The sequence below is a fragment of the Fulvivirga maritima genome (assembly GCF_021389955.1).
Classification (GTDB): domain Bacteria; phylum Bacteroidota; class Bacteroidia; order Cytophagales; family Cyclobacteriaceae; genus Fulvivirga; species Fulvivirga maritima.
In genome coordinates this window covers 298042-322327 of the sequence record NZ_CP089980.1, presented here as the reverse complement: position 1 = coordinate 322327, position 24286 = coordinate 298042, and the positions used below count along the sequence as shown (strand labels likewise).

Genomic DNA, 24286 nt, shown 5'->3' with positions numbered 1-24286 from the left:
TCTAAAATGATGGGAAAAGTTAAAAACAAATCAATTCAATGTTTTAGGAAATGGATATTTCTTGTTTCCTTTTTTCTGATTTCGGTAGCCTCTTGGGCTCAATACCCACCGAGCCATGATCCTTCCACAATGGTCAGAAATGTCGATGGAAGATACTGGATTTTTACCACAGGAAATGGTGTTTGGGCCATGTCATCCAGTAATGCTAATTTTAGTGACTGGAGACCAGAACCAACACCTTTTGCTCCAGGTACCTGGCCAGGATGGATAAGCAATTATGTAGACGGCTTTAATGGTTTTTTTTGGGCACCAGATGTGATTAAAATAGGTAATACGTACTTTCTTTACTATTCATGTGCTGGTAATGGTGCTCCGGCAGCTATAGGAGTAGCTACTGCTACTAACCTTGCTGGTCCTTGGACAGATAGAGGTATGGTCGTGGCAGGTAATAACGCCATAGATCCAGCTTTACTTTTAGATAATGGCAGATTATGGATGTCTTGGGGAAACTGGCAAAGTGGAATAGATATAATTGAGTTAAGCACTAGTACAGGAAAACCAATATCAGGCACTACCCATTTAGTATCCGGCCAAGTAGAGGGACCAGGCCTGTATAAAGCTGGAGGTTATTACTATCTATTTTATCAAAGAGGATTATGCTGTAATGGCGTAAATTCTGGTTATTATATAGTAGTAGCACGGTCAACCAGTATTACAGGGCCATACACAGGAGAAAGAGTGTTTTTGCCCAATAGAAATGGAAACATTATAGGACCGGGACATTTTGGATATGGACAGGGGAGACTTACTTACCATTTTTATGATGGGAATGACAACGGTAATGCCAAACTTATGGTAAGATCAGATTTTGGAGTTGCAAACGGATGGCCATATGTAGGCACGCCGCCGTCAGGTCCTGGAGTACCTTCAGGCACATACCGTATTACACCAAGACATAGCGGAAAAGCGCTTGATGTAGTAGACTGTGGTAACACAGACGGAACCAATGTACAACAGTGGTCTTGGTTGAATAATAATTGTCAAAAATGGAATTTTACACAGATGGGAGGAAGTTACCGTATTTCTCCGGTCAGTGCTCCAAATCAAGCGCTTGATTTAGAAGATTGTAATAGTGCCAATGCAACCAATGTTAGACTTTGGAGCTGGCTCAACAATGATTGTCAAAAATGGGAATTGGTAAATAGAGGTAGTGGCTATTATTCTATTAGATCAGTGGCTACTGGCAAATGTTTAGATGTAAACAGCTTCTCTACTGATGACGGTGCTAACGTGTTTCAGTATGATTGTAACTCACAAAGTACTAATCAGCAATTCAGAATGGATGCTGTATCTGCCAGTTTACAGACTGTACGCTTAGATCAAGGAGAAGTTAGTAATGAGCTTTCAGGCGTTTATCCTAACCCTGTTATTGATCAGGTTAATATTATATTGCCTGAAACAACCGAGGGGGTTACTACACTTAAAATTATAGATGTTGAAGGTAAGCTGATGAAGCAAGAAAGCTTTAAAGGGAATGCTCATCAGGTAAATGTTTCGACTTTACCTAAAGGCATTTATATTCTTTCTTATGAAAATGCTTCTGGTTCATATGTAAAGAAAATTAGTAAAGAGTAAAATTGAAGGACATAAACTAAAGAAATATTAGAGGATGCTTACTCTTTTTAATAGCCTGTTAGTTAATTTTAGATCTATCAGATTATTATAAACAAATGTGGATGTGTGCTGGCAGTGTTCAGGTTTTGTTTCAGCACACATCCTTTTTTATTTCCCGGGATCTCTGATACAATAAGATTTTACAAGAAGAAAGTTGACTTTATTTCGATTTTCAGTTCTGGTTGAGAGAGAATAATTGTTGTATTAAATTTTAATTGTAAAAAATACACTTATTAAATTATTTTTCTTACTTTAGAAAAAATTAAAAAATTTTTGAACAAGCGCTATGAAGAATGACTACGTAATAGGTCTTGATTTCGGGACTGATTCAGTACGTGCTGTATTAATCAATGCAGCTAATGGAGAGGAGTTAGCCTCTCATGTTCATTGGTATGAAAGATGGAAACAGAAAAAATACTGTAAGCCAGAAGACAACCAATTTCGTCAACACCCTCTTGATCACATAGAAGGGCTAGAGGCTACTATCAAAGAAGTAGTAAAGCAATCAAAAATAGCCCCTGAACACATCAAGGGTATTTCTATAGATACTACTGGCTCATCACCGGTGCCTATGCATAAAGACGGTCGGCCACTAGCGCTGGTAGAAGGTTTTGAAGAAAACCCTAATGCCATGATGATTCTTTGGAAGGACCACACAGCTATAGACGAGGCCGCTGAAATAAATCACCTGGCAAAGAGCTGGGGGGAGAGGACTTCACTAAATATGAAGGCGGTATCTACTCATCTGAATGGTTTTGGGCTAAAATTTTACATATCATAAGAGAAGACAAAGCAGTAAGTGACAGTGCATGGACCTGGATGGAACATTGTGATTTGATGACTTACTGGCTTATTTCTGATAAAGATTTGCCTTCTTTCAAAAGAAGCCGTTGTGCTGCTGGTCATAAAGCCATGTGGCATGCAGACTGGGGCGGCCTTCCTGAAGATAATTTCCTTTCTCAGTTAGATCCTCACTTAATCACCCTTAAAAGCAATTTGTACCAGGAAACTTATACCTCTGATCAGGTAGCTGGTAAGCTTAGCAAAGAGTGGGCAGAAAAGCTGGGCCTTACTGAAGAAACAGTAGTAACCGTAGGTACTTTTGATGCTCACTCCGGAGCTGTAGGCGCAGAGGTAGAAGAGCACACCTTAGTAAGAGTAATGGGTACTTCTACTTGTGACATAATTGTAGCATCTAATGAGGCTGTAGGAGATAACCTTGTAGAAGGTATCTGTGGTCAGGTAGATGGCTCTGTAATACCTGGTATGGTAGGGCTGGAAGCCGGTCAATCTGCTTTTGGTGATGTACTGGCCTGGTTTGGAGACATCCTTAACTGGCCTGTAAACAACCTGCTTACTCAGTCAGAGTTAATAGATGAAGAAACTAAAACCAAGCTGATAGCCGAGATCAAGAAGAATCTGATTAAAGACTTATCTGCGGCGGCTGAAAAAATACCTGTTTCTGAGAGTGCTCCTGTAGCGCTGGATTGGGTAAATGGAAGAAGAACACCAGATGCCAATCAGGCCTTGAAAGGTGCCATGATGAACCTTACTTTAGGTACACAGGCTCCGCATATTTTCAGAGCGCTGGTAGAGGCCATCTGCTTTGGAGCTAAAAATATTGTAGATCGCTTTGTAAACGAGGGCGTTCAAATAGATAAAGTGGTAGGTATAGGGGGCGTGGCTAAAAAGTCACCTTTTATAATGCAAACCCTGGCCAACGTTTTAAATATGCCGATTAAAATAGCCGTTTCGGAGCAGGCACCTGCTCTGGGCGCGGCTATGTATGCTGCTGTTGCCGCTGGCGTATATACTAACATTCAAGAAGCTTCTCGTCATATGGGTAGTGGCTTTGAGGCAGAATATCTACCTCAGCCTGATCAGGTAGAGCTGTACAAAGGCCTTTTTGATCAATACACTAAGCTGGGAGCTTTTGTAGAATCAATGACTTCGAAAAAACAAAAAGAACAAATACATGAGTAAATATAAAGAGCTGAAAAGGGAATGCTATGAGGCCAATATGCAGCTTCCTGCTCTTGATCTGGTAATTTACACTTTTGGAAATGTAAGTGCGGTAGATAGAGATGACAGCGTATTCGCAATAAAACCAAGCGGTGTTCCTTATGATGATTTGAAACCAGAGGACATGGTAATTGTAGACTTTGAAAATAATCTGGTAGAAGGATCAATGCGACCTTCATCAGATACTAAGACCCACGCTTATCTCTACAGCCAATGGGAAGATATAGGCGGTATAGCTCATACACATGCTACTTACTCTGTAGCTTGGGCGCAGGCGCAGAGAGATATTCCCATCTTCGGTACTACGCATGCAGACCATTTAGTGGCTGATATTCCTTGTGCACCACCCATGCCAGATGAATACATTGAAGGCGACTATGAGCACATGACGGGCAAGCAAATATTAGATTGCTTCGCAGCCAAAGGCATTTCTCATAAAGAAGTAGAAATGGTGCTTTTAGGAAATCATGGACCATTTTCATGGGGAAAAACTCCTGCTAAAGCAGTGTATAATAGCAAAGTAATGGAAGAGCTAGGTCGTATGGCATACCTTACTTTACAGATTAACCCAGAGGCACCTCGTTTGAAAGATGCCCTGATCAATAAGCATTACCAAAGAAAGCATGGTAAAAATGCTTATTACGGACAAAATTAAAGAGTAATTAATAAAATAGATTATAAAATAAAATGATCGATATTTCACAAAATGAAGTGTGGTTCGTAACGGGAAGCCAGCATTTATATGGAGATGAAGCACTTCAGCAAGTAGCCTCTCATTCTGAAGAGGTAGTAAAAGGACTCAACGGCAGTAGTAGAATACCTGTAAAAATTGTTTACAAAGGTTTACTTACTACTTCAGAAGAGATTCAGAAGCTGATGCTTGAGGCTAATTCTTCTTCTGCCTGTATCGGTATTGTAGCCTGGATGCATACTTTCTCTCCTGCTAAAATGTGGATCGCCGGTTTAAGCATCCTGAAAAAGCCAATGGTGCATTTGCACACTCAGTTCAATGCTCAGATTCCATGGTCTACCATTGATATGGACTTTATGAACCTAAACCAGTCGGCACATGGTGACCGTGAGTTTGGTTTTATGATGTCTCGTATGAGAAAGAACAGAAAAGTGATAGTAGGTCACTGGGAAACTGACTCTGTACAGAAGAAATTAGGCGTTTGGTGCCGTGTAGCATCTGGCTGGGCAGACTGGCAAGGAGCTAAATTCGCTCGTTTGTGTGATAACATGAGAGAGGTAGCCGTTACCGAAGGTGATAAAGTAGAAGCTCAAATGAAATTTGGCTTTTCTGTAAACGGTTATGACATTCCTGACTTAGAAAAACACCTCAATGAAGTAACTGATGCTCAGGTTAAAACATTATTAGAAGAATATGAAGCTTCTTATAACCTTACAGCATCGCTAAAAGCGGGTGGAGAGAAAAGATCATCTTTAGAAGATTCTGCTAAAATAGAATTAGGACTTAGAGCGTTCCTTGAAGAAGGTAACTTCAAAGGATTTACTGATACTTTCGAAAGTTTGGGTAACCTAAAACAACTCCCTGGCTTAGCAGTACAAAGACTTATGGCTGATGGCTATGGCTTTGGTGGTGAAGGAGACTGGAAAACAGCTGCTTTACTAAGAGCTATGAAGGTGATGAATGCAGGTCTTGAAGGAGGTACTTCTTTTATGGAAGATTATACCTATCACTTCACTCCTCATAAATCATATGTATTAGGCTCTCACATGCTTGAGATTTGTGAGTCAATTGCTGATGGAAAACCTTCATGTGAAATTCATCCATTATCAATAGGTGGTAAAGAAGATCCTGTTCGTTTGGTATTTAATACTGCTCCTGGAGATGCTATCAATGCTTCTTTAATAGACATGGGCAACCGTTTCCGTTTAATAGTGAATGAAGTGGCAGCAGTGAAGCCAATGGGCGATTTACCAAAACTGCCTGTAGCTCGCGTACTGTGGGATGCTAAGCCTAACTTAGAAGTGGCTGCTACTGCCTGGATTTTAGCTGGTGGTGCGCACCATACTGTGTTTAGCCAGGCGCTTACCACAGAATATATGGAAGATTTTGCCGAAATGGCTGGTATTGAGCTTTTGGTTATAGATGAAGATACTAAAATCAGAGACTTTAAAGATACTGTTCATTCTAACGAAGTGTATTATCACCTTTTCCAAAATGGTATGTAAATAAATATTATGCCGCTATAAATATGTGATTTACCCTCGGGAGTCATATATTTATAGCTCGGCAGATCATTAAAATTTAAACCTTATGAAAACTAAATCTGCTGTTTATTTAATAGTTTTATCGCTACTAACTTGTTTTATGATAACTTCATGCTCTACTAATTCAAACAAAAAAGAGCTAAATACAACATCGTCAGATATGAAAAAAGACAGTACTGCTATCTCCAAAAGTGATTTTGGAACTACTCCGGATGGACAAAAAGTTGAACAATATACACTTACCAATGCTAATGGACTTGAAATGAGTGTCATTACCTTGGGAGGTATTATTACTACCTTAAAAACTCCGGATAAGGATGGAAACATGGGTGATATAGTACTAGGATTCGATAATGTAGAAACGTATTTGGAGAGCCCCTACATAGGAGCATTAATCGGCCGTTTTGGAAATAGAATAGCCAAAGGAAAATTCACATTAGATGGTCAGGAATATGCATTAGCTACTAATGATGGTCCTAATCACCTACATGGTGGAGACAAAGGCTTCGATAAAGTGGTTTGGGAAGCTCAGGAAATTACTAATGCCAGCGGCGTTGGTCTAAAGCTTACCTATTTAAGCAAAGACATGGAAGAAGGTTACCCTGGTAACTTAGAAGTAACCGTTACTTACATGCTTACTAATGATGATGATTTAGAAATAGATTATACTGCTACTACTGATAAGAAGACTATAGTAAACCTTACTCAGCATACTTATTTCAACTTGTCAGCAGATCCATCTAAAGATATACTTGATCATGTACTTAGTGTAGATGCCTCAGCATTTTTACCTATAGATAGTACACTCATTCCTACCGGAGAGCTAAGAGAAGTGGCGGGAACTCCTTTTGATTTTACTTCACCTAAAACAGTGGGTAAAGAAATAGGAGCGGATAATGATCAGCTGGAGCTAGCCAAAGGATATGATCACTGCTGGGTGCTTAACGGTGATGCAGGAATGAAAGAAGCGGCTACTCTTTATCATGAAAAGAGCGGAAGGTTTATGAAAGTGCTTACTACAGAGCCCGCTATTCAGGTATACACAGGAAACTTCGTAGACGGATCACTCACAGGAAAAGAAGGAGTAAACTATGCAGAAAGATCAGCTATATGCCTGGAAACAGAGCATTATCCTGATGCTCCTAATAAGAGTGAATTCCCTAGCGTAGTATTAGAACCAGGACAAACATATAACACTAAAACTACATATAGCTTTTCTTTAAAATAAGCGAAAATTTTTTAAAGAAAATTCCTTTTAAGTTTTTTGCAATCGTTTGTTTTTGACATATTGCACATCATAAAACATACTTATGGTCAAAAGTACCAAATAAGAAAAGCTTCCAATTTTGGAGCATTGTTCGGTGTAATATGACAGAATTATTTAAACTAATTAACTCATGAAATATGCTCACTCTTTAATTAATGGACTCTCATAGTTAAAGCTTGTCGCCATTTCTAAGTGACCTAAATTAATTGTATATGAAAACATTAGACACCCTGGATTGGGTATTTATTGGTATTTATTTTCTGGTGCTCTTTGGAGTAGCCCTTTGGGTTATTTTAAAGAAGCAGAAAAACACAGAAGATTATTTTTTAGCGGGAAGAAATGTGGGGTGGTTTGTAGTAGGAGCTTCAATATTTGCTTCAAACATTGGATCTGAACACGTAGTAGGGCTGGCAGGTGCTGGTGCTAGTGATAAGTTTCCAATGCTCATTTATGAGCTACATGCCTGGGTAGTACTTATGTTGGGCTGGGTGTTCTTGCCTTTTTATGCGCGTAGCGGTGTGTTTACCATGCCTGAGTTCCTGGAGAAGCGATTTAGCGCTAAGTCCAGGTGGTTGTTATCAGTGTTTTCTTTGTTAGCCTATGTGCTTACAAAAATATCTGTAACTATTTATGCAGGTGGTGTGGTAGTATCAGCTTTACTAGGAATCAATTTCTGGGTAGGAGCATTAGCTACAGTTATTCTTACCGGACTTTATACCATATTAGGTGGTATGAGAGCAGTGATTTACACAGAAACTTTACAAACCATAGTGCTGATTATAGGAGCGGCTACGCTTACTGTTATGGGTGTAAATGCTGTAGGTGGTTTCTCTAGCATGAAAGACACATTAGGTCCTGAGTATTTCAATATGTGGAGACCAGCTACTGACCCTGATTTTCCATGGCCAAGTTTGTTTATGAGTAGTACCATTGTTGGTATTTGGTATTGGTGTACTGACCAGTATATAGTTCAGCGTGTATTAACAGCGAAAAACATTAAAGAAGGTAGAAGAGGTACCATTTGGGGAGGATTCTTGAAATTATTACCTGTATTCTTATTCTTAATTCCTGGTGTGGTAGCTTTAGTATTAAAACAAAGAGGTGAGTTACAGTGGGATTCTCCAGATGAAGCTTTCCCTGTTTTAATGAGTAACTTATTGCCTTCAGGTTTAAGAGGTCTTGTGGCTGCAGGTCTTTTGGCAGCGCTTATGAGTTCATTGGCCTCTGTATTTAACTCTTGCTCTACCTTGTTTACAGTAGATATTTATAAAAAGCTTAAACCAGAAACTCCTGAGCATAAGCTAGTGAAGATTGGTCAGATAGCTACAGGTATTGTAGTGGTTTGTGGTATCGCCTGGATTCCTATTATGGCTAACATTTCAGGTGTACTTTATGAATATTTACAAAGTGTACAGAGTTATATAGCACCTCCAATTACTGCGATATTCTTGCTAGGTATATTCCTGAAGCGTATTAACTCTGCGGGGGCATATACTACGCTTGTAGTCGGCTTAATAGTGGCTGCTGCAAGAATTACACTGGAGCTTATTAAGCCAAGCCTGGATGGATTCTTATTCGAACTGGCTGATATGAACTTCTTAACCTTTGGTGCATATTTCTTCTTGTTCTGTGTGGCTCTTACTATTATAGTGAGTTTAGCTACAGCTCCACCACCTGCAGAAAAAACAGCAGGACTTACTTTTGGAACGCTGAGTGAAGAAGATAAGAAAAGTAATAAAACCAGTTATGGTTGGGTAGATATCGTAGCATCTCTTGTGGTGCTGATAATGGTAATAACCGTAATGGTATACTTTAACGGAAAATAGCAACTGTATTTGTTTAACAATAGAAAAGTTCTGATCGGGAAACTGGTCAGAACTTTTCGTGTTTTAAGGGCATGTGTTATTACATGATGTTTTCCAGCACAGAAGGGGTAAGCATGCTGAAGTCTCTGATAATTAAATCACAATGTTCCAACTCTTTTTCTGTGTGCGTGGTAGTAATGCCTACTACTTTGCATCCTGCTGCTTTTCCTGCCGCTACTCCTGATAAAGAATCTTCAAATACAATACAGTTTTTAGGATCATAACCTACGCCATGGCAGGCTTTAAGGTATATCTGAGGATCAGGCTTGCTCTTGGTTACATGAGCTGAATGCAATATAGTTTCGAAATAGCTTTCTATACCCAGGCCTTGTAATATAAAATCAGCATTTTCTACAGTGGCAGAGGTGCCTACGGCCATTTTTATTCCGTCTCGCTTCAAATGGTCAAGAAAAGCCTTAATACCTTTTACAGGAGCTAATTCTGGTCTGTAAATCTCTCTGAAAAGTTCTTCTTTTTCATCAGCATAAGCTTTAAGCTGATCATGTTCTAGTTTGCCAAATACTTCTGGTATCCAGTCTTCATTAGTTCTTCCATATACTTTTTCTTTTAGGAATTCGTCAGAAACGTCTTTGTCATATTTCTGGCAGAATTGCTTAATAGATTTTTGATGAAAGGGATTAGTATCAGCGATTACGCCATCCATATCAAAGATGGCTGCACAAAATTTTTTAGACATGGTATTACTTAAAATTAAAAAAGCTGTTTTATCTCTAAAACAGCTTTCATTTACAATGGTTTTTATTAATTATTTAGCGTAAGCTACAGACCTCATTTCCCTGATCACGGTGATCTTTATCTGCCCCGGGTACTGCATGTCTTTCTCTATCTTCTGTGATATATCGAAAGAAAGCTGTCCTGCTCTGTCATCGCTCACATTATCAGCATCTACCATTACTCTGAGCTCTCTACCGGCCTGGATCGCATAACATTTATGTACACCGTCAAAGCTTAGTGCAAGCTGCTCAAGCTCTTTCAGGCGTTTTATATAGCTTTCCATTACTTCTCTTCTGGCTCCTGGCCTTGCACCTGATATGGCATCACAAGCTTGGATGATTGGAGCAATCATAGAAGTCATCTCAATCTCATCGTGGTGAGCGCCAATGGCATTACAAACAACTGGATGCTCTTTATATTTCTGTGCCAGCTCCATACCTATGATCGCGTGAGGCTTTTCTGGCTCATCTGGCCATACTTTACCAATATCATGAAGTAAGCCTGCTCTCTTAGCCTGTTTAGGGCTTAGGCCTAGCTCTGAAGCCATGGTGGCACATAAGTTAGCCACTTCTCTGGAGTGCTGTAATAAGTTCTGTCCGTAAGATGATCTGAACCTCATACGACCCACCATCTTAATCAATTCAGGGTGTAAGCCGTGGATACCAAGGTCAATCACTGTTCTTTCGCCTATCTCAATGATTTCTTCTTCTATATTTTTCTTGGTCTTGGCTACAATCTCTTCAATTCTGGCTGGGTGAATACGGCCATCCACTACCAAACGGTGTAATGATAGCCTGGCTATTTCTCTTCTTACAGGATCGAAGCCTGAAATGATGATAGCCTCGGGGGTGTCATCCACTATAATTTCTACACCTGTAGCAGCTTCCAAAGCTCTGATGTTTCGGCCTTCACGACCAATGATTTTACCTTTGATATCATCACTCTCTATATTGAAGATAGAAACACAGTTTTCAATAGCGTGCTCCGTAGCAGTACGCTGAATGGTTTCTAATACTACCTTTCTTGCCTGCTTGGTAGCAGAAAGTTTGGCCTCTTCTAAAATGTCTTTAATGAATGATGAAGCTTTGGTCTGGGCTTCATCTTTGAGTGATTCTACCAGTTGTTCTTTAGCTTCTTCTGCGGTAAGATTAGAGATTTTTTCAAGGATGGCTACCTTTTGTTGGTTAAACTTATCTAGTTCTACCTTTTTGTTATTCACCACATCTATCTGAGCAGCAAGCTTATCTTTAAGCTCTTTTATCTCAGATTCTTTTCTTTTTACTTGTTCAAACTCTTTTGAAAGGTGTTGTTCTCTTTGTTTTAGCTTGTTTTCATTGGTTATAATGATGTTTTTCTTTTTAGAGGCCTCTTCTTCAAACTCCGCTTTTAGCTTCAAGAATTTCTCTTTGGCTTCCAGGATCTTGTTCTTTTTGATGTTTTCGGCAGATAGCTCTGCTTCTTTTACAATACTTTTTGCCTTCTCCTCAATTTCAAGCTCTTTTTGGGCATTTATTTTATTAATAAGAGACTTGCCTATCATTATACCAATACCGAGGCCGACAACACCTGCGAGTATTACATAAATTATTTCTGCCATTGTTATACGTTTATGATGTTAGGTTGTGGTGTGGGTGTGACAGAAGCCCGGCAGATAGCCCAAAAGCCAAATTGGTTAGATTTACCTTTGTTTTTATAAATTTATAAGCCATATGTTTCCTTTTCTTCTGTAACTAACACGCACTGTTAATCGAATTACAGAAAAAGGTAAATCCTGCTAAAGCGGAAGGAATGATTTATAAGGATTGGTTTATCAGGTTGTTAAGTTGCTTTACTTTATCAACAACACTATCATCTATATTGTGCTGTTTTTCATCAGACTCCATTTTGTCAACCAGACAATCAAATGCTACCATGGCTAAGAGATCTTGTTTATCATCTATGCCAAATTGTTCTCTATAAGATCTAATTCTTTCATTAATTTGTTTACCGGCACTGCGTACCCTGGCCTCATCCTCCACCTTTACCTTCATGGGGTATTCTCTATCGGCAATTTTTATTCTTATTGAAAGTTCGTCCATATGGAGCGGTATTATTTACTTAAGTGTACAATACACTTATCAATCTCCTTAATATAATCGTCAATCTTCCTCTTTAACTCAGAAGTGTTACCTTCTTCCGTATCTATATTATTTACAATCTTACTAATTTTAATCTTATTTTGAAAGTTGTTGATCTGCTCATCTTTCTGCTTTAGCACCGTGTGCAACTCCTGATTTTCTTCCTGAAGTTTAGAAATCTCTAGTTTCAGCGCCTTATGGTCACCCAATAATAAATTAATCTTACGTTCAAGAGTTTGTAAGCTAGCTTTGAGCTGATCGTTATTCATTGTTATTTATAAATTGACCTCCATTATTACATTTTGAGTGTTCTATAGTAAGCATTATTAACTAATGTTACTAGTCATTTAAAATGTAAATTAAAGATTAAACTTTACTTATCCTACTTCCGGATAATAGCATTAAGATTATTTTCAAATAACCGAATCAAATTGTTCATTGTTTTATCGATCACCTTATCAGTTAAGGTTTTTTCTTTGTCTTCCAGCGTGAAGCTTATGGCGTAGGCTTTTTTGTCTTCGCCAATGTTTTCTCCTTCATACACATCAAAAACATTAATCGCTTTAATGAACTTCTGATTTTTACCTGTAGCAAGGGCTTTGATTTCTTCAAAGGTCACTTTCTTATCAATCACCAATGAAAGGTCACGTCTTACCTCAGGGAATTTAGATACTTCTTCAAATGTTACGCTGTTAGCGGCCTTTTTCATTAAAAGGTTCCAATCTATTTCAGCATAAAATACCTCCTGTTTTATACCTGCTTTTTTGCAAGTAGAGGTGTTTACTTTTCCTAGTTTGGCCAGTTCTTTCTGACCTAGTTTTACCACCAAACCATATGCAAATGGCGAATCATGAGTAACATCTGTAGTTACTTCTTTTGATATTAAACGGCTGATTACAGAAGTTACTGTTTGGTAAAGGTCATGAAAAGTTACTTTTCGGCTCTTGTTGATCCAGTTTTCGTTTTCAATATCTCCGGTAAGGTAAATAGCAAGCTTTTGCTTTTCTACATAGCTATCTTCAATATGGAAGTAGCTTTTACCAAATTCAAATAGTCTTAAGTTAGACTGCCTTCTGTTAATATTATAAGCCGCCACCTCAAGTCCGGTATGTAGCAGGCTCTGTCTTAATACTGCCAGGTCTTCGCTTAGCTTGTTGAGAATTTGTACACTCTCTTTTTCATTAAGCTCAGGCGCATTCTCAGCATACTGAGGCTTGGTAAGTGAGTTAGTTAAAATCTCGTAATAACCTTGGCTTACCAGCAGTTCGGTGATGGTTTTCTGTATTTTATCTTTATCTGTAGAAGGGAATTCTGCCAAATAATCACTTTGTACATGATCTGGAAGGTCTACATTGTTAAATCCGTACACCCTTAAAATTTCTTCTACAATATCTGCTTCTCTTTGTACATCAACCCTGTATGGAGGAACAAGAGCCAGGAAGCTGTCTTCTGTTTCTTCAGTGATTTTGATGTCTAGCAGCGTTAATATTTCTTTTATCCTGTCTTTAGAAATGTCCTTGCCGATTAGGCGGTGAACGTTTTTATATTTCACAGGAACTTTAAAGTCTTCAATAGGAGTAGGGTACAGGTCAGTAATTTCTGAGCTGATTTCTCCTCCGGCTAGTTCTTTAATAAGTAAAGCCGCTCTTTTAAGTGCGTAAACAGTTATGTTAGGATCTGTTCCTCTTTCATAGCGGAAAGAAGCATCAGTTTTTAGCTGATGGTGTTGAGCGGTTTTACGGATGTAGTCAGGAGAGAAGTAGGCGCTTTCAAGAAATACATCTGTAGTGCTTTCTTTAACTCCAGATCCTTTTCCTCCAAATACTCCGGCGATGCACATACCATTACCTTCACCATCACAGATCATTAGATCGGCAGCTTTTAATTTTCTTTCTTTATCATCTAAAGTAGTGAATTTAGTGCCTTCAGATAAGGTCTTCACCACTACTTTGTCGCCTTTTATCTGGCTGGCATCAAAAGCATGGAGTGGCTGGCCTGTTTCATGAAGCACAAAGTTGGTGATATCCACCACGTTATTGATGGGCTCTAGTCCTAATGTTTTCAGTTTTATCTGAAGCCATTCAGGGGATTCTTTTACGCTTACATTGCTGATAGAAATGCCTGAATAACGTGGGCAAGCCTCTTCATTTTCTACAGATACCGTGATCTTACTATTAGTATTATCAACTGAGAAAGCAGAAACGTCAGGCCATTTAACTTCTTGCTTAAGCGCTGCTTTTAGGTCTCTGGCTACACCAATGTGAGAGGCAGCATCAGCACGGTTAGGAGTAAGGCCTATTTCTATGATGGTGTCATCAGTAAGGTCAAAATACTCTGCTGCCGGAGTTCCGTTTGGCAAGTCAGTATCTAGTACCATAATACCTGCATGGCTTTGGCCTAAGCCAATTTCATCTTCAGCGCAGATCATTCCTTGAGATACTTCGCCTCTTATTTTTGCCTTTTTGATTTGGAAAGGCTCATGTCCTTCAGGATAAAGAGTAGCGCCAACTGTAGCTACTATCACCTTTTGTCCCTGAGCAACGTTAGGAGCTCCGCAAACAATTTGTGTGGGAGCATCGCCACCTAAGTCTACAGTGGTTACTTTAAGTTTATCTGCATTGGTGTGAGGTACGCAGGTAAGTACTTCTCCTACTACTAATCCTTTCAGGCCTCCTTTTACCTGTTCAAAAGGATCCAGACCTTCTACTTCCAGTCCAGTGTCAGTTAAAATTTTACCAAGTTCTTCAGGTGACTGATTTAAATCTATATATTCTTTAAGCCAGTTTAAAGATATTTTCATGCTTTAAAATGCCGTTTATTTGCTAAAATGTTAAGTCAGCAAAATTACACATTTATAGCTTTTAAGGATGGTTAAATGATTTTTTTTGGAAGGTTATTTAACGCGCTTGTGATCAGGTGTTTAAATCAGATTAATATTTTACAAACGCTTCTTCCAAATTAAGGGTGATCTGCTAGAGTGTGTTATCCTTGATATCTTGATAGGCATCTGGGGTCAAGTTTAGCTTATAGGTCATAGATCTTTTTCAAGATCTTCCATTGCTTTGCTCCATTCGATGACAGTATCTGGATTTTTATTGTAAGAATCAAGCCGCTGATCTAGTAGCGTGTTATGATCTTCAGAAAGTTCATTTTCTTGTTTTTCTTTGAAGCTATATAGCTGTTTTAGGATGTCTGGATCCTGTAGCTCTGTAAGCCAATGTATGAGGTCAATTTTAATAGATTTTAAATCCATATCAATTCTGTCAAGTTATTATAAAATCACTAGTGTCCGAGAAAAAAGATAGGGGCCTCTGAATAATTTCAAGAGTGCCCCATAATGTGTATTTTCGGTTTACCACAACAAAAAATCACACATGAGTAAAAATACATATTTCTACGGACAGCCAATCTTTTCTCAACTATTATCGCTGATAGATAAATCGGTGTTAAATCAAATAATATCAAAATACCAATCTGACAGATATTACAAGAGATTGAATACTTGGCATCACCTAGTAAGCATGTTATACTGCTGTTTCAGTGGGGCAAGTGCTCTCAGAGAGCTTACTACGGGGCTTTTGGCCTGCCAAAACAAGCTGATCCATTTAGGTATTCAATTTATACCCAGACGTTCCACTTTATCAGATAGCAACAAAAAACGCAGTAGTATAGTCTTTGCAGACATTTACATGAAATTGTTTAAAAAGTATCGGCACCTTTTGCCGGACAGCCGCTTGAGAATGGAAGTTCTCAATAAACTTTATATTGTTGATTCAACGATTATTAGTCTGTTTAAAGATATTCTCAAGGTAGCAGGACGCCCTAGAAAAGATGGCAAAAGCAAGGGAGGCATTAAAGCTCATGTAATGATTCATGCGGCAGAATTAATGCCATGTTTAGTACGGTTGACCAAGGGAAGTCAGCATGATCATACATTTTTAAAGCAATTACAACTCCCAGAAGGATCCTATGTGGTGATGGATAAAGGGTATATCGATTATAGACAATACGCACAATGGAGTCATCAAGGGATATTTTACATTACTAGAATGAAGGAAAATGCCAGATATCAATCAATAGATGAGCTAGAACTGCCTGAAGATAAAGACTTTTGTGTACTTAAGGATGAAAAAGTTGTTATCAGTTTCAAGACTGATGGACAAGTGCAAGAGCTTCAAAATAGAAGAATAGCCTATTATGATGACCTCAATAATAAATTATTAGTGTTTATGACCAATAATATGGAGTTGGAAGCAGCCACAATAGCGGCCATTTATAAATACCGATGGCAGATAGAGCTTTTATTTAAAAAGCTGAAGCAGAACTTTCCTCTCAAATATTTTCTGGGGGACAACCAAAATGCTATTGAGATCCAAATTTGGAGTGCCCTGATCTGTCTATTATTGATGGAAGTAGTCCGAAAACAGATCAAAAAAAGATGGGCCTTCTCTAATATGGTCTCATTGGTAAGGTTTCACTTGATGGCCTATGTTCACCTTACCCGCTTTCTAAACAATCCAGACCTAGAACTTCAAAAAACAATATATAAAACCAATCAATACCCTTTATTTAGTCCATAGAGGGCTCACTTTTCCAGATTAGAAGAAAACCACTTTATTTTTGCTTAGAATCGCTAAAATTTCTTAGACCAGAGTTTAGTCGGACACTAGTGTTATAAAATTAAGAATTTTGATGAATATATCCGAGGCAGAGTTTTGGATTGCCTATGTTTTACATTCTTACAAATCTTTATAAGTCTTCTCTCCAGCTCTAATGGCTACTGTTAGCAAGTTCTCTTTAGGTGGTAGTGGACAGCTATAGCCTGCAGTGTAAGCGCAGTAAGGGTTGTAAGCCAGGTTAAAGTCTAGCAAAATACTCTTACCTCCATCATGTTTAAGCTCCAGGTATCTGCCTCCACCATAGGTTTCTGCGGCACTGGTTTCATCAGCAAAAGCCAGGAATAGCACTCCTTCCTGTACATTTTCCATTATGAGAAGCTGCTGTTCTTTGTCGTCAAGTGTAAAAGTGGCATAACCGTACTCCAGGTATTCTTCCGGTTCACCTTCGCTGGTAGCTAACTCCCTTACTTCAGGGTTTTCTTTGGGGGTAAACCGAGCTTTAATCTTATATTTTTGATCTGGAGGGAAGAATTTAAGACCTTCAAATTTAATGTTTTGCTCCACAAAAGGAGATTCATTGGAGTTGCGCATAAATGACTCCTGAGCTTCCCGTTTTTTATCTATTTCAGCTTTGTATGATTCGGGCGATTGTCCTTGAAATGAATATATAAATATGATGATAACCACTACTACTACAGCGCCAATTATCCCCTTGTTTCTACTCATATTTTAAAGTATGTTTTCATCTGCGAAGCTAAAATAGCCATTGTCAGTGAAAATGATATGATCTAGTACAGGGATTTCTAAAAGTCTTCCACCTTCTTTCATTTTTTTGGTAAGCGAGATGTCTTGCTGGCTCGGGTTGAGGTTGCCTGATGGGTGGTTGTGGATTAGTATTATGCCACAGGCCAGTTCCTCCAGGGCTGATTTGAATATAATTTTAGGGTCTGCCACCGTGCCGGAGACGCCGCCGCTGCTGATGAGTTGCTTTTTGATGACCATATTCCGGCGGTTGAGTATTAAGATCCAGAATTCTTCATGGCGGTTATCTAATAACTCGGGTGCTATTATTTTGTAAACATCTTCGGAGCAGGTTATTTGAGGCTTTTTTACTGCTTCAGTTTCTTTTCTTCTGCGACCTAGCTCTAGTGCACTAACTATGCTTATGGCTTTAGCTTCGCCAATGCCTTTAAACTTCATCAGGTCTTTTACTGAAAGCTTAGCCAGTTGATTCAGGTCATTGCCATTTTCGCTTAAAATGTGTTTGCTTAAATCTACTGCAGAAAGAGATTTAGTGCCGGAGCCGATCAGTATGCCTATGAGTTCGGCTTCAGAGAGTGCAGCCCGTCCTTTGAGGAGGAGTTTTTCTCTGGGGCGATCTTCCTCTGCCCAGCTTTTGATGTTTAAGTAATCTGAGGTGCTCATAAATCATCCGCTAATGGTTGGATGATATATAAGTTATTACTTTTTGAGGTAAAATGATAATAAAAAAGCCTTACCTCTGGTGAGATAAGGCTTCTAATATCTTTCCTTACTAATTAAAGGCTGTTAACTAATTTCATTAGTTTAGACTTTTGGTTAGCAGCTTTTTTGCGGTGAATTACATTCTTTTTAGCTAATTTATCTAGCATAGATGTAACCTTTTTCAACAATTCCTGCGCCTCAGATTTATCAGTAGTATCTTTTAACCTTCTAACGTAAGTTCTGGTTGTTTTATGCTGATACTTGTTTCTTAATTTTTTTGCATTATTAGATCTGATTCTTTTTAATGCTGACTTATGATTTGCCATATCTGATATTTATTCGACTTCGCTCTTGTTAATTTTGAGTGTGCAAAGATAGAGGTTATTCTATTATATGCAAAATCTATTTTAAGAATAATTTTTTAATAAAATATGTATACCCACTCATAAATGAGAATTTTCATCAAAAAAATGGTCTTCTCGCTGCTTTTCCTAATCCTTTCGGCTTTTAATAAGTACTGGGGTTTTTATGGGCATCAAAAAATTAGTCGTTTGGCAGTGTTTACCCTGCCTGTAGAAATGATAGGTTTTTATAAACATAACATCCGCTATTTAACAGAAAATGCGGTTAATCCGGATAAAAGAAGGTATGCAGTAGAAGGAGAGGCGTCCAGGCATTTTATAGATGTAGACGTTTATGGAGATAGTGCCGTGTATACAATGCCCAGGTATTGGCAAGATGCAGTAGAAAAATATACAGAAGATACTTTAAAGGCATATGGAATAGTGCCCTGGCATGTGTATAGAATGAAAGGGTGGCTTACGGATGCTATGCGAATCAGAGATGGAAAAAGTATTTTAAGGTTATCAGCAGAAATAGGTCATTACATTGCAGATGCTAATGTGCCATTACATACCACAGAAAATTATAATGGTCAGCTTACCGGGCAACGGGGAATTCATGGCTTATGGGAGTCTCGGTTGTCAGAGCTTTTCTCGGAGGATTATGATTTTTTTGTCGGACGGGCCGAATATTTAGATAATGCACAATTGGCTATTTGGGAAGGCGTGGTTCATGCCCATGAAGCACTGGATTCGGTTCTTTCTATGGAAATAATGGCCTCAGAAAAACTAAAGGAAGACAAGAAATATAGTTTTGAAACCAGAGGTAGCGCTACTATAAAAGTATATTCAAGGGAGTTTTCGGAAGAATATCATCAGATGCTTGATGGAATGGTAGAGCGACAGATGCGGCGCGCAGTGAAAATGGTTGGCGATTTCTGGTATACCTGCTGGGTAGATGCCGGGCAACCTGATCTGGAAAGTGTCATAGATGTGGAATTTACAGAAGAGGAATTAAATGCCATGAAAGAAGAGCTGAAGCAATGGAAAGAGAAAAGATATAGTAGTCGGCAGCATGACAATTAATCACTTATTCCAGGTTGCTTTTTAGTTTTTTCAATCCTTGCTCATAGTCAGGTGCTAATACGGCTTCTAAGTCTATGAAGTGATACATCATTCGCGCTATCATGCCTGGTTTTTCTTCATAGGTCCAGGTGACTAAGGTGCCTTCGTCTGTAGGTTTTAATATTAATAAGGCATGAGTCTCGCCTCCAAAACCGAAGTCCATTTGCATGTCTACCTTTTTATTATCTTCGGCATCTACTATCCACATGGCACCGGAGCCTACCTCCGCACTTTCCCAGGTCATTTTGGCGCCAACACCGCTATCGGGGCCTTCAAATGAGTATTTAGCACTAGGATCCATCTCATACCAGGGGGACCACTCATTAAATTTCTTCATATTATTAATGGTGCTGTATACCTTTTCCTTAGGGGCATTGATAGTAATCGATCGATCCATATGTACTTTTGAAGGGCCGGTGATGAGCAAAATAGCGGCAAGGAGCAGAATAACTCCTAAGATGGAGAGTAGTACTTTTCCTGTTTTCATAATCATGAGGTTTAATACAATATAGTAATATTTGGCAGTTGGAGCAATATCTTATTTTGCTACAGATTTAATAAAACCATGTAATGTTAAAACTGCATGTAAATTCCCTTAGTTTTGTCTTATGAATTACCTATCAGTAGATAAAATATCAAAATCATTTGGAGCCAGGGTGCTCTTTCAGGATATCTCTTTTGGAATAGAACAAGGACAAAAAGTAGCTTTAGTAGGTGTAAACGGAAGTGGGAAGTCTACACTATTGAAAATATTGGCTGGCCTGGATGTACCTGATACTGGAGAAGTAGTAGTAGCTAATGACGTAAAAGTTACTTTTCTGAATCAGCAGCCTGAATTTGATAATTCTCTTTCTGTGATAGAAGCAGTGCTGGATAGTGATGAGCCTGTGGCTAAGCTGGTGAAGGAATATGAGCATTTACTAGTGAAGTCGGCCACAGACCCTAGTGCTACTGACCAGCTTACTACCCTTATTACGCGTATGGATGAGTTAGATGCCTGGAATTATGAAAGCCAGGTGAAGGAGATATTAGGTAGACTGGGTATTCATGATCAGCAACAAAATATAGATTCTCTTTCCGGAGGTCAAAAGAAAAGAGTGGGTTTGGCTAAAACATTATTGGAAAAACCTGATCTGGTTATTTTAGATGAGCCTACTAACCATTTGGATCTAGAAGCGATTGAGTGGTTAGAAGAGTACCTCTCTCAGAGCCAGATGGGTATTATTATGGTAACTCACGATCGTTACTTTCTGGAGAGTGTTACTAATGAAATTATAGAGTTAGACCAAAGTCAGATTTTTAAATATTCTGGTAACTATTCTTATTTCCTTGAAAAGAAGGCGGAGCGTGAACAGAATCAGCAGGCTGAAAAGGAAAAGGCCAAAAACCTGTACGGCAAGGAGCTGGATTGGATCAGAAGGCAGCCAAAAGCAAGGGGAACCAAGGCCAAATACAGAATTGATGCTTTTGAAGATATTAAGAAAAAGGCGCATCAGAACCTGGAAAAGCAGCAGCTTGAATTAGAGGTAAAGGGAAGAAGGCAGGGCGGAAAAATTTTAGAGATAGATTCCATATCAAAGTCATTTGGAGAAAAGGAGCTGTTTAAACACTTTTCATATATTTTCAAGAGAGGTGAGCGTGTAGGTATAGTGGGCAAGAATGGAACCGGTAAATCTACTTTTTTAAATACACTTACAGGTAGCATTAAGCCTGATGAAGGTGAAATAGTGAAAGGAGCTACTACAGCAATTGGCTACTATAAACAGAAGGAACCCGAATTTAAATCAGGAAGTAAGGTGATAGATGTGGTGCAGGAGATTGCTGAGGTAATTACCATGGCAGATGGCAGCACAGTAACGGCTTCCAGGTTTTTGACTTTATTCAATTTTGCTCCGGCAGCGCAGCATGATTTTGTAGATAAGCTCAGCGGTGGGGAGAAAAGGCGCTTGCAGCTGCTATGCGTTCTTGTGCAAAATCCTAACTTTTTAATTCTGGATGAGCCTACCAATGACCTCGATCTAATTACCTTGAGAACTTTAGAAGATTTTCTAAGTCAGTTTCAGGGCTGCCTTATCATAGTATCTCACGATAGGTATTTTATGGATAGATTGGTAGATCACCTGTTTGTGTTTGATAAGACCAATGAAATTCAGGATTTCCCGGGCAACTACTCTGTGTACCGAGAATATGCTAAAGCTAAGGAAGAAGCTGAAAAGGCCGAAGTAACTAAAGTGGAAGCCGAGCCTAAAACGGTAAAAGTAAAAACCGATGAAGGCAGAAAGATGTCTTATAATGAAAAGCGGGAGTTTGATACTTTAGAAAAGGATATTGAGAAGCTCAATAAAAAGAAAGAAGAACTGCATGAATTAATGAACTCCGGCGAGCAGGATCATGTAAAGCTTAATGACTGGGGTGCAGAACTGAAAGCCATAGAAAATGAGCTCGATGAAAAGGAAATGCGCTGGCTGGAATTATCTGAACTCTCATAAATAGGAACATAGAAGATTATTTTTTAAAATGGCATTTATTTTAGTGTCATTCAATTAAATAATACATGTTTAGAGATCAGTTTAAAGCTGGTAAGGAGGTTTCTCCTGAAGGTTTTAGGTTTAGAGGTCTGGAGGCTTCGAGATTAGAAGCCCTCACAGATACTGTATTTGGCTTTTCTATTACTTTGCTGGTAATTTCCGTTTCAGTACCTACTACTTATTTGGAGTTGCAGGTTTCTATGTATGGCTTTTTGGGCTTTATATTCTGTAGCATGGTTTTGCTTGCTATCTGGAATGGCCATTATAAGTATTTCACTAAATATGGGCTGGAAGATAACTTTAATAGAACCCTTAATTTTATTTTCTTATTCATTTTACTCTTCTATGTATACCCGCTGAAGTACTTGTTTAATATATTAGGTACGGTGGTATGGTTAAAGGTTATGCAGTGGTTTGGTGTTCATTCGGCAGCAATGGCTTTAAAAGCTAATGAAATGCAACATGCTAACCTCAATACAGAGCAGTGGGCTGATCTCATGGTGCGGTTCGGAATAGGCTTTTTTCTTATTTATCTGATCTTTTTTCTTTGGTACTGGCGAGCGCATAAAAAGGCTCAAGAATTACAACTTAATAAACGCGAAAAGGAGCTTACGCTTCGAGAGGTTCGTAAATATGCTTTGATAACGGGAGTGCCATTAGTGTCAATGCTCATAGTCTGGATTTTTGGTGGATCAGCATCCGGCTGGGCTGGCGTTGTTTATCTTTTGAATGTTATCATCCTCATCCGTGAGCGCAGAGCCAGGAAAAAGCTCAGGGCCACTGTAGCTTAAACATCATTTCCAGATTATTTCAATGACTTTTTCAGGAGTAGCCAGGGTAGTTCTTTTAGCATTTTCTATTTTTTTTATAGTTACAATGCCTTTTTTGTGACGTAGAGACTTTTGAGAAATAACATTCACTTTATCAGATTTATGAAAGGCTACTATATTTTCACTGGTCAAAGCTATTTCTACTTCATCGGTTTTTGAGGTGATGGTTTCTGACGTTACAGGTGAAGGCTGTTCGGCAATAAGACCAAGTAGATGATTAACGTTAGGTACTCCATTGCCTATATAATTATTAGGGAAGGCATGTAGATGGCAAGAAGCTTTTAGTGTTTTGATCAGTTCTTTGTTCCTCAGGTTGGGGTTTGCTCCTTTAACTGAGGCAATAATACTGGTAATAACCGGTGCTGCGAAAGATGTTCCTGTAGCAGAAAAGCAAGAGAGGTCAGGTTTTACATATGACAAGCCTTCAGGGCCAATGGCGCTATAAAACTGCTTGTTCCATTCCTGGTGTCCGGTGGCGCCTACGGTTATCACACCTTCGGCATCGGCAGGTAGCGCTACTACCTTGAACTTATTGCTGCCATCATTTCCTGCAGAGATTACTATGATCATACCTTTCTTTTTAGCTGCTATGGTGGCAGCTCGTGAAATGGCACTGCTTTTACCGTCAGCATCTGCCGGGGAGTAGTTTTCTTTAGGGTTAGTAAAGCCTGTAGAATAACCCAATGATGAATTTACGATGCTAACGCCTTGCTCATGCATCCATTCCAGAGCGGCTACCCAGTAGTCCTCTTCTCCACGATGCTCTTTGTCTCCCTGATCAGTTCGGGCCAGGTAGTACTGAGCTTTGGTGGCCAGGCCAAAATATTTGTCCTTAGCAGCAGAATAACCTCCTATATACTTCCATACTTTGGTGCCGTGGTGATCTTGAAGCCTTTTTTGACCTATGTAGGGATCGGTAACGTCTTCTTCAATATAATTTTTGTAGGCTGCCACCTGACCTTTTTCAATAATGGGTATAAGCGTTTCGTCTTTATTGGCTCCCAGAAAACCGCCATCTATAATCCCGATTTTTACTCCTTCGGCATGCCAATGTAGTTTTATGAGGGTGTCAGCTTTTATTTGTTGTAAGGCTAGATTGCTGTCTCCAAACTGAGCGGTGGAGCACACTTTTATGTTTTGATTGACGAGATCAATGGATTCTATAAATCCTATTTTTATTAACGTCTGTTCTTCAGTTTTGGTGAGTTGAGCGGTTACGGCATTGAGCCACTTAGATTGGTGTTGAATAGTAATTCCTAAGGCCTGAAGGCTGTCTTTGTAGATGTCAGAAACGGGAAAGTCTAAGTAGTCAGAAGCATTTTTATTGGATGAAAAAGCAGTTTTGTCTTTGAAGTATATCCAGTATTTTTGTTGAGCACCGCAGGTCAGACCATAGAAAAAAATGAAAGCAATAAGTATTAGTTTTTTCATCATATCTATAAGGCCCGTTTAATCTTCACCATT

At 38.9% G+C, this 24286-nt stretch carries 22 protein-coding genes; 11 read left to right on the top strand and 11 right to left on the bottom strand.

The annotated features are described in order from the left end of the window. Positions 1–6: 6 nt before the first annotated feature. From LVD15_RS01475 to LVD15_RS01450, 7 genes are all read left to right on the top strand, one after another. Positions 7–1635: a family 43 glycosylhydrolase gene (locus LVD15_RS01475; RefSeq protein WP_370687391.1), complete on the top strand. Its 1629-nt coding sequence runs from the start codon at positions 7–9 to the stop codon at positions 1633–1635. A 325-nt stretch (positions 1636–1960) separates the two neighbouring features. Continuing rightward, positions 1961–2455 (top strand): FGGY family carbohydrate kinase, encoded by a 495-nt coding sequence (locus LVD15_RS27055; RefSeq protein WP_306416824.1) that lies wholly within the window; start codon positions 1961–1963, stop codon positions 2453–2455. Further along, a complete protein-coding gene (locus LVD15_RS01470; protein WP_306416965.1) occupies positions 2374–3657 on the top strand; it encodes a ribulokinase in 1284 nt (427 codons plus the stop codon). The genes LVD15_RS27055 and LVD15_RS01470 overlap by 82 nt, the downstream gene beginning before the upstream one ends. Next, positions 3650–4351, top strand: a complete 702-nt coding sequence (locus LVD15_RS01465) for an L-ribulose-5-phosphate 4-epimerase (protein WP_233778519.1) — start codon at positions 3650–3652, stop codon at positions 4349–4351. Before LVD15_RS01470 ends, LVD15_RS01465 begins: the two co-directional genes overlap by 8 nt. Before the next feature lie 32 nt (positions 4352–4383). Next, positions 4384–5892: an L-arabinose isomerase gene (gene araA, locus LVD15_RS01460; protein ID WP_233778518.1), complete on the top strand. Its 1509-nt coding sequence runs from the start codon at positions 4384–4386 to the stop codon at positions 5890–5892. A gap of 199 nt (positions 5893–6091) precedes the next feature. Continuing rightward, complete coding sequence (locus LVD15_RS01455) at positions 6092–7159, top strand: aldose epimerase family protein (RefSeq protein WP_233778517.1); 1068 nt, start codon at positions 6092–6094, stop codon at positions 7157–7159. Positions 7160–7410: 251 nt separating this feature from the next. Continuing rightward, positions 7411–9024 (top strand): sodium:solute symporter, encoded by a 1614-nt coding sequence (locus LVD15_RS01450; protein WP_233778516.1) that lies wholly within the window; start codon positions 7411–7413, stop codon positions 9022–9024. A 79-nt stretch (positions 9025–9103) separates the two neighbouring features. Here the strand turns inward: LVD15_RS01450 and LVD15_RS01445 are convergent, their stop codons facing one another. The 6 genes from LVD15_RS01445 to LVD15_RS01420 all read right to left on the bottom strand — a co-directional run bounded on the left by LVD15_RS01445 (position 9104) and on the right by LVD15_RS01420 (position 15168). After that, the gene (locus tag LVD15_RS01445) at positions 9104–9760 is read right to left on the bottom strand and encodes an HAD family hydrolase (protein ID WP_233778515.1); all 657 of its coding nucleotides are present in this window, start codon (positions 9758–9760) and stop codon (positions 9104–9106) included. 69 nt (positions 9761–9829) lie between these two features. Continuing rightward, positions 9830–11395 carry a ribonuclease Y gene (rny, locus tag LVD15_RS01440; RefSeq protein ID WP_233778514.1) on the bottom strand — a complete coding sequence of 522 codons (1566 nt, stop codon included), beginning with the start codon at positions 11393–11395 and terminating at the stop codon, positions 9830–9832. A gap of 196 nt (positions 11396–11591) precedes the next feature. Further along, positions 11592–11876, bottom strand: a complete 285-nt coding sequence (locus tag LVD15_RS01435; RefSeq protein WP_233778513.1) for a cell division protein ZapA — start codon at positions 11874–11876, stop codon at positions 11592–11594. A gap of 11 nt (positions 11877–11887) precedes the next feature. Further along, positions 11888–12184, bottom strand: a complete 297-nt coding sequence (locus tag LVD15_RS01430; RefSeq protein WP_233778512.1) for a hypothetical protein — start codon at positions 12182–12184, stop codon at positions 11888–11890. A 113-nt stretch (positions 12185–12297) separates the two neighbouring features. After that, entirely contained in the window at positions 12298–14715 is a 2418-nt protein-coding gene (pheT, locus tag LVD15_RS01425; RefSeq protein ID WP_233778511.1) for a phenylalanine--tRNA ligase subunit beta, read from the bottom strand. Between the two features lie 231 nt (positions 14716–14946). Beyond that, positions 14947–15168 carry an addiction module protein gene (locus tag LVD15_RS01420; protein ID WP_233778510.1) on the bottom strand — a complete coding sequence of 74 codons (222 nt, stop codon included), beginning with the start codon at positions 15166–15168 and terminating at the stop codon, positions 14947–14949. Between the two features lie 121 nt (positions 15169–15289). On the opposite strand from LVD15_RS01420, the gene LVD15_RS01415 reads away from it, so the two are divergent. Beyond that, positions 15290–16495 carry an IS4 family transposase gene (locus tag LVD15_RS01415; RefSeq protein WP_233778509.1) on the top strand — a complete coding sequence of 402 codons (1206 nt, stop codon included), beginning with the start codon at positions 15290–15292 and terminating at the stop codon, positions 16493–16495. A gap of 159 nt (positions 16496–16654) precedes the next feature. Here LVD15_RS01415 and LVD15_RS01410 read toward each other — a convergent pair whose 3' ends face one another. The 3 genes from LVD15_RS01410 to rpsT form a co-directional block, all read right to left on the bottom strand. Next, the gene (locus LVD15_RS01410) at positions 16655–17260 is read right to left on the bottom strand and encodes a DUF1684 domain-containing protein (RefSeq protein WP_233778508.1); all 606 of its coding nucleotides are present in this window, start codon (positions 17258–17260) and stop codon (positions 16655–16657) included. 3 nt (positions 17261–17263) lie between these two features. Next, positions 17264–17959 carry a RadC family protein gene (gene radC / locus LVD15_RS01405; protein WP_233778507.1) on the bottom strand — a complete coding sequence of 232 codons (696 nt, stop codon included), beginning with the start codon at positions 17957–17959 and terminating at the stop codon, positions 17264–17266. Positions 17960–18072: 113 nt separating this feature from the next. Then, on the bottom strand, positions 18073–18324 hold the full coding sequence (rpsT, locus tag LVD15_RS01400; RefSeq protein ID WP_202243865.1) for a 30S ribosomal protein S20: 252 nt from the start codon (positions 18322–18324) through the stop codon (positions 18073–18075). Positions 18325–18447: 123 nt separating this feature from the next. On the opposite strand from rpsT, the gene LVD15_RS01395 reads away from it, so the two are divergent. Further along, complete coding sequence (locus LVD15_RS01395) at positions 18448–19425, top strand: zinc dependent phospholipase C family protein (RefSeq protein WP_233778506.1); 978 nt, start codon at positions 18448–18450, stop codon at positions 19423–19425. A 4-nt stretch (positions 19426–19429) separates the two neighbouring features. Here LVD15_RS01395 and LVD15_RS01390 read toward each other — a convergent pair whose 3' ends face one another. After that, entirely contained in the window at positions 19430–19951 is a 522-nt protein-coding gene (locus tag LVD15_RS01390) for an SRPBCC family protein (RefSeq protein ID WP_233778505.1), read from the bottom strand. Between the two features lie 121 nt (positions 19952–20072). On the opposite strand from LVD15_RS01390, the gene LVD15_RS01385 reads away from it, so the two are divergent. Continuing rightward, positions 20073–21953: an ABC-F family ATP-binding cassette domain-containing protein gene (locus LVD15_RS01385; protein WP_233778504.1), complete on the top strand. Its 1881-nt coding sequence runs from the start codon at positions 20073–20075 to the stop codon at positions 21951–21953. A gap of 65 nt (positions 21954–22018) precedes the next feature. Continuing rightward, on the top strand, positions 22019–22783 hold the full coding sequence (locus LVD15_RS01380; protein ID WP_233778503.1) for a TMEM175 family protein: 765 nt from the start codon (positions 22019–22021) through the stop codon (positions 22781–22783). Positions 22784–22786: 3 nt separating this feature from the next. Here LVD15_RS01380 and LVD15_RS01375 read toward each other — a convergent pair whose 3' ends face one another. Continuing rightward, positions 22787–24256 (bottom strand): S8 family serine peptidase, encoded by a 1470-nt coding sequence (locus tag LVD15_RS01375; RefSeq protein ID WP_233778502.1) that lies wholly within the window; start codon positions 24254–24256, stop codon positions 22787–22789. Positions 24257–24286: the final 30 nt, after the last annotated feature.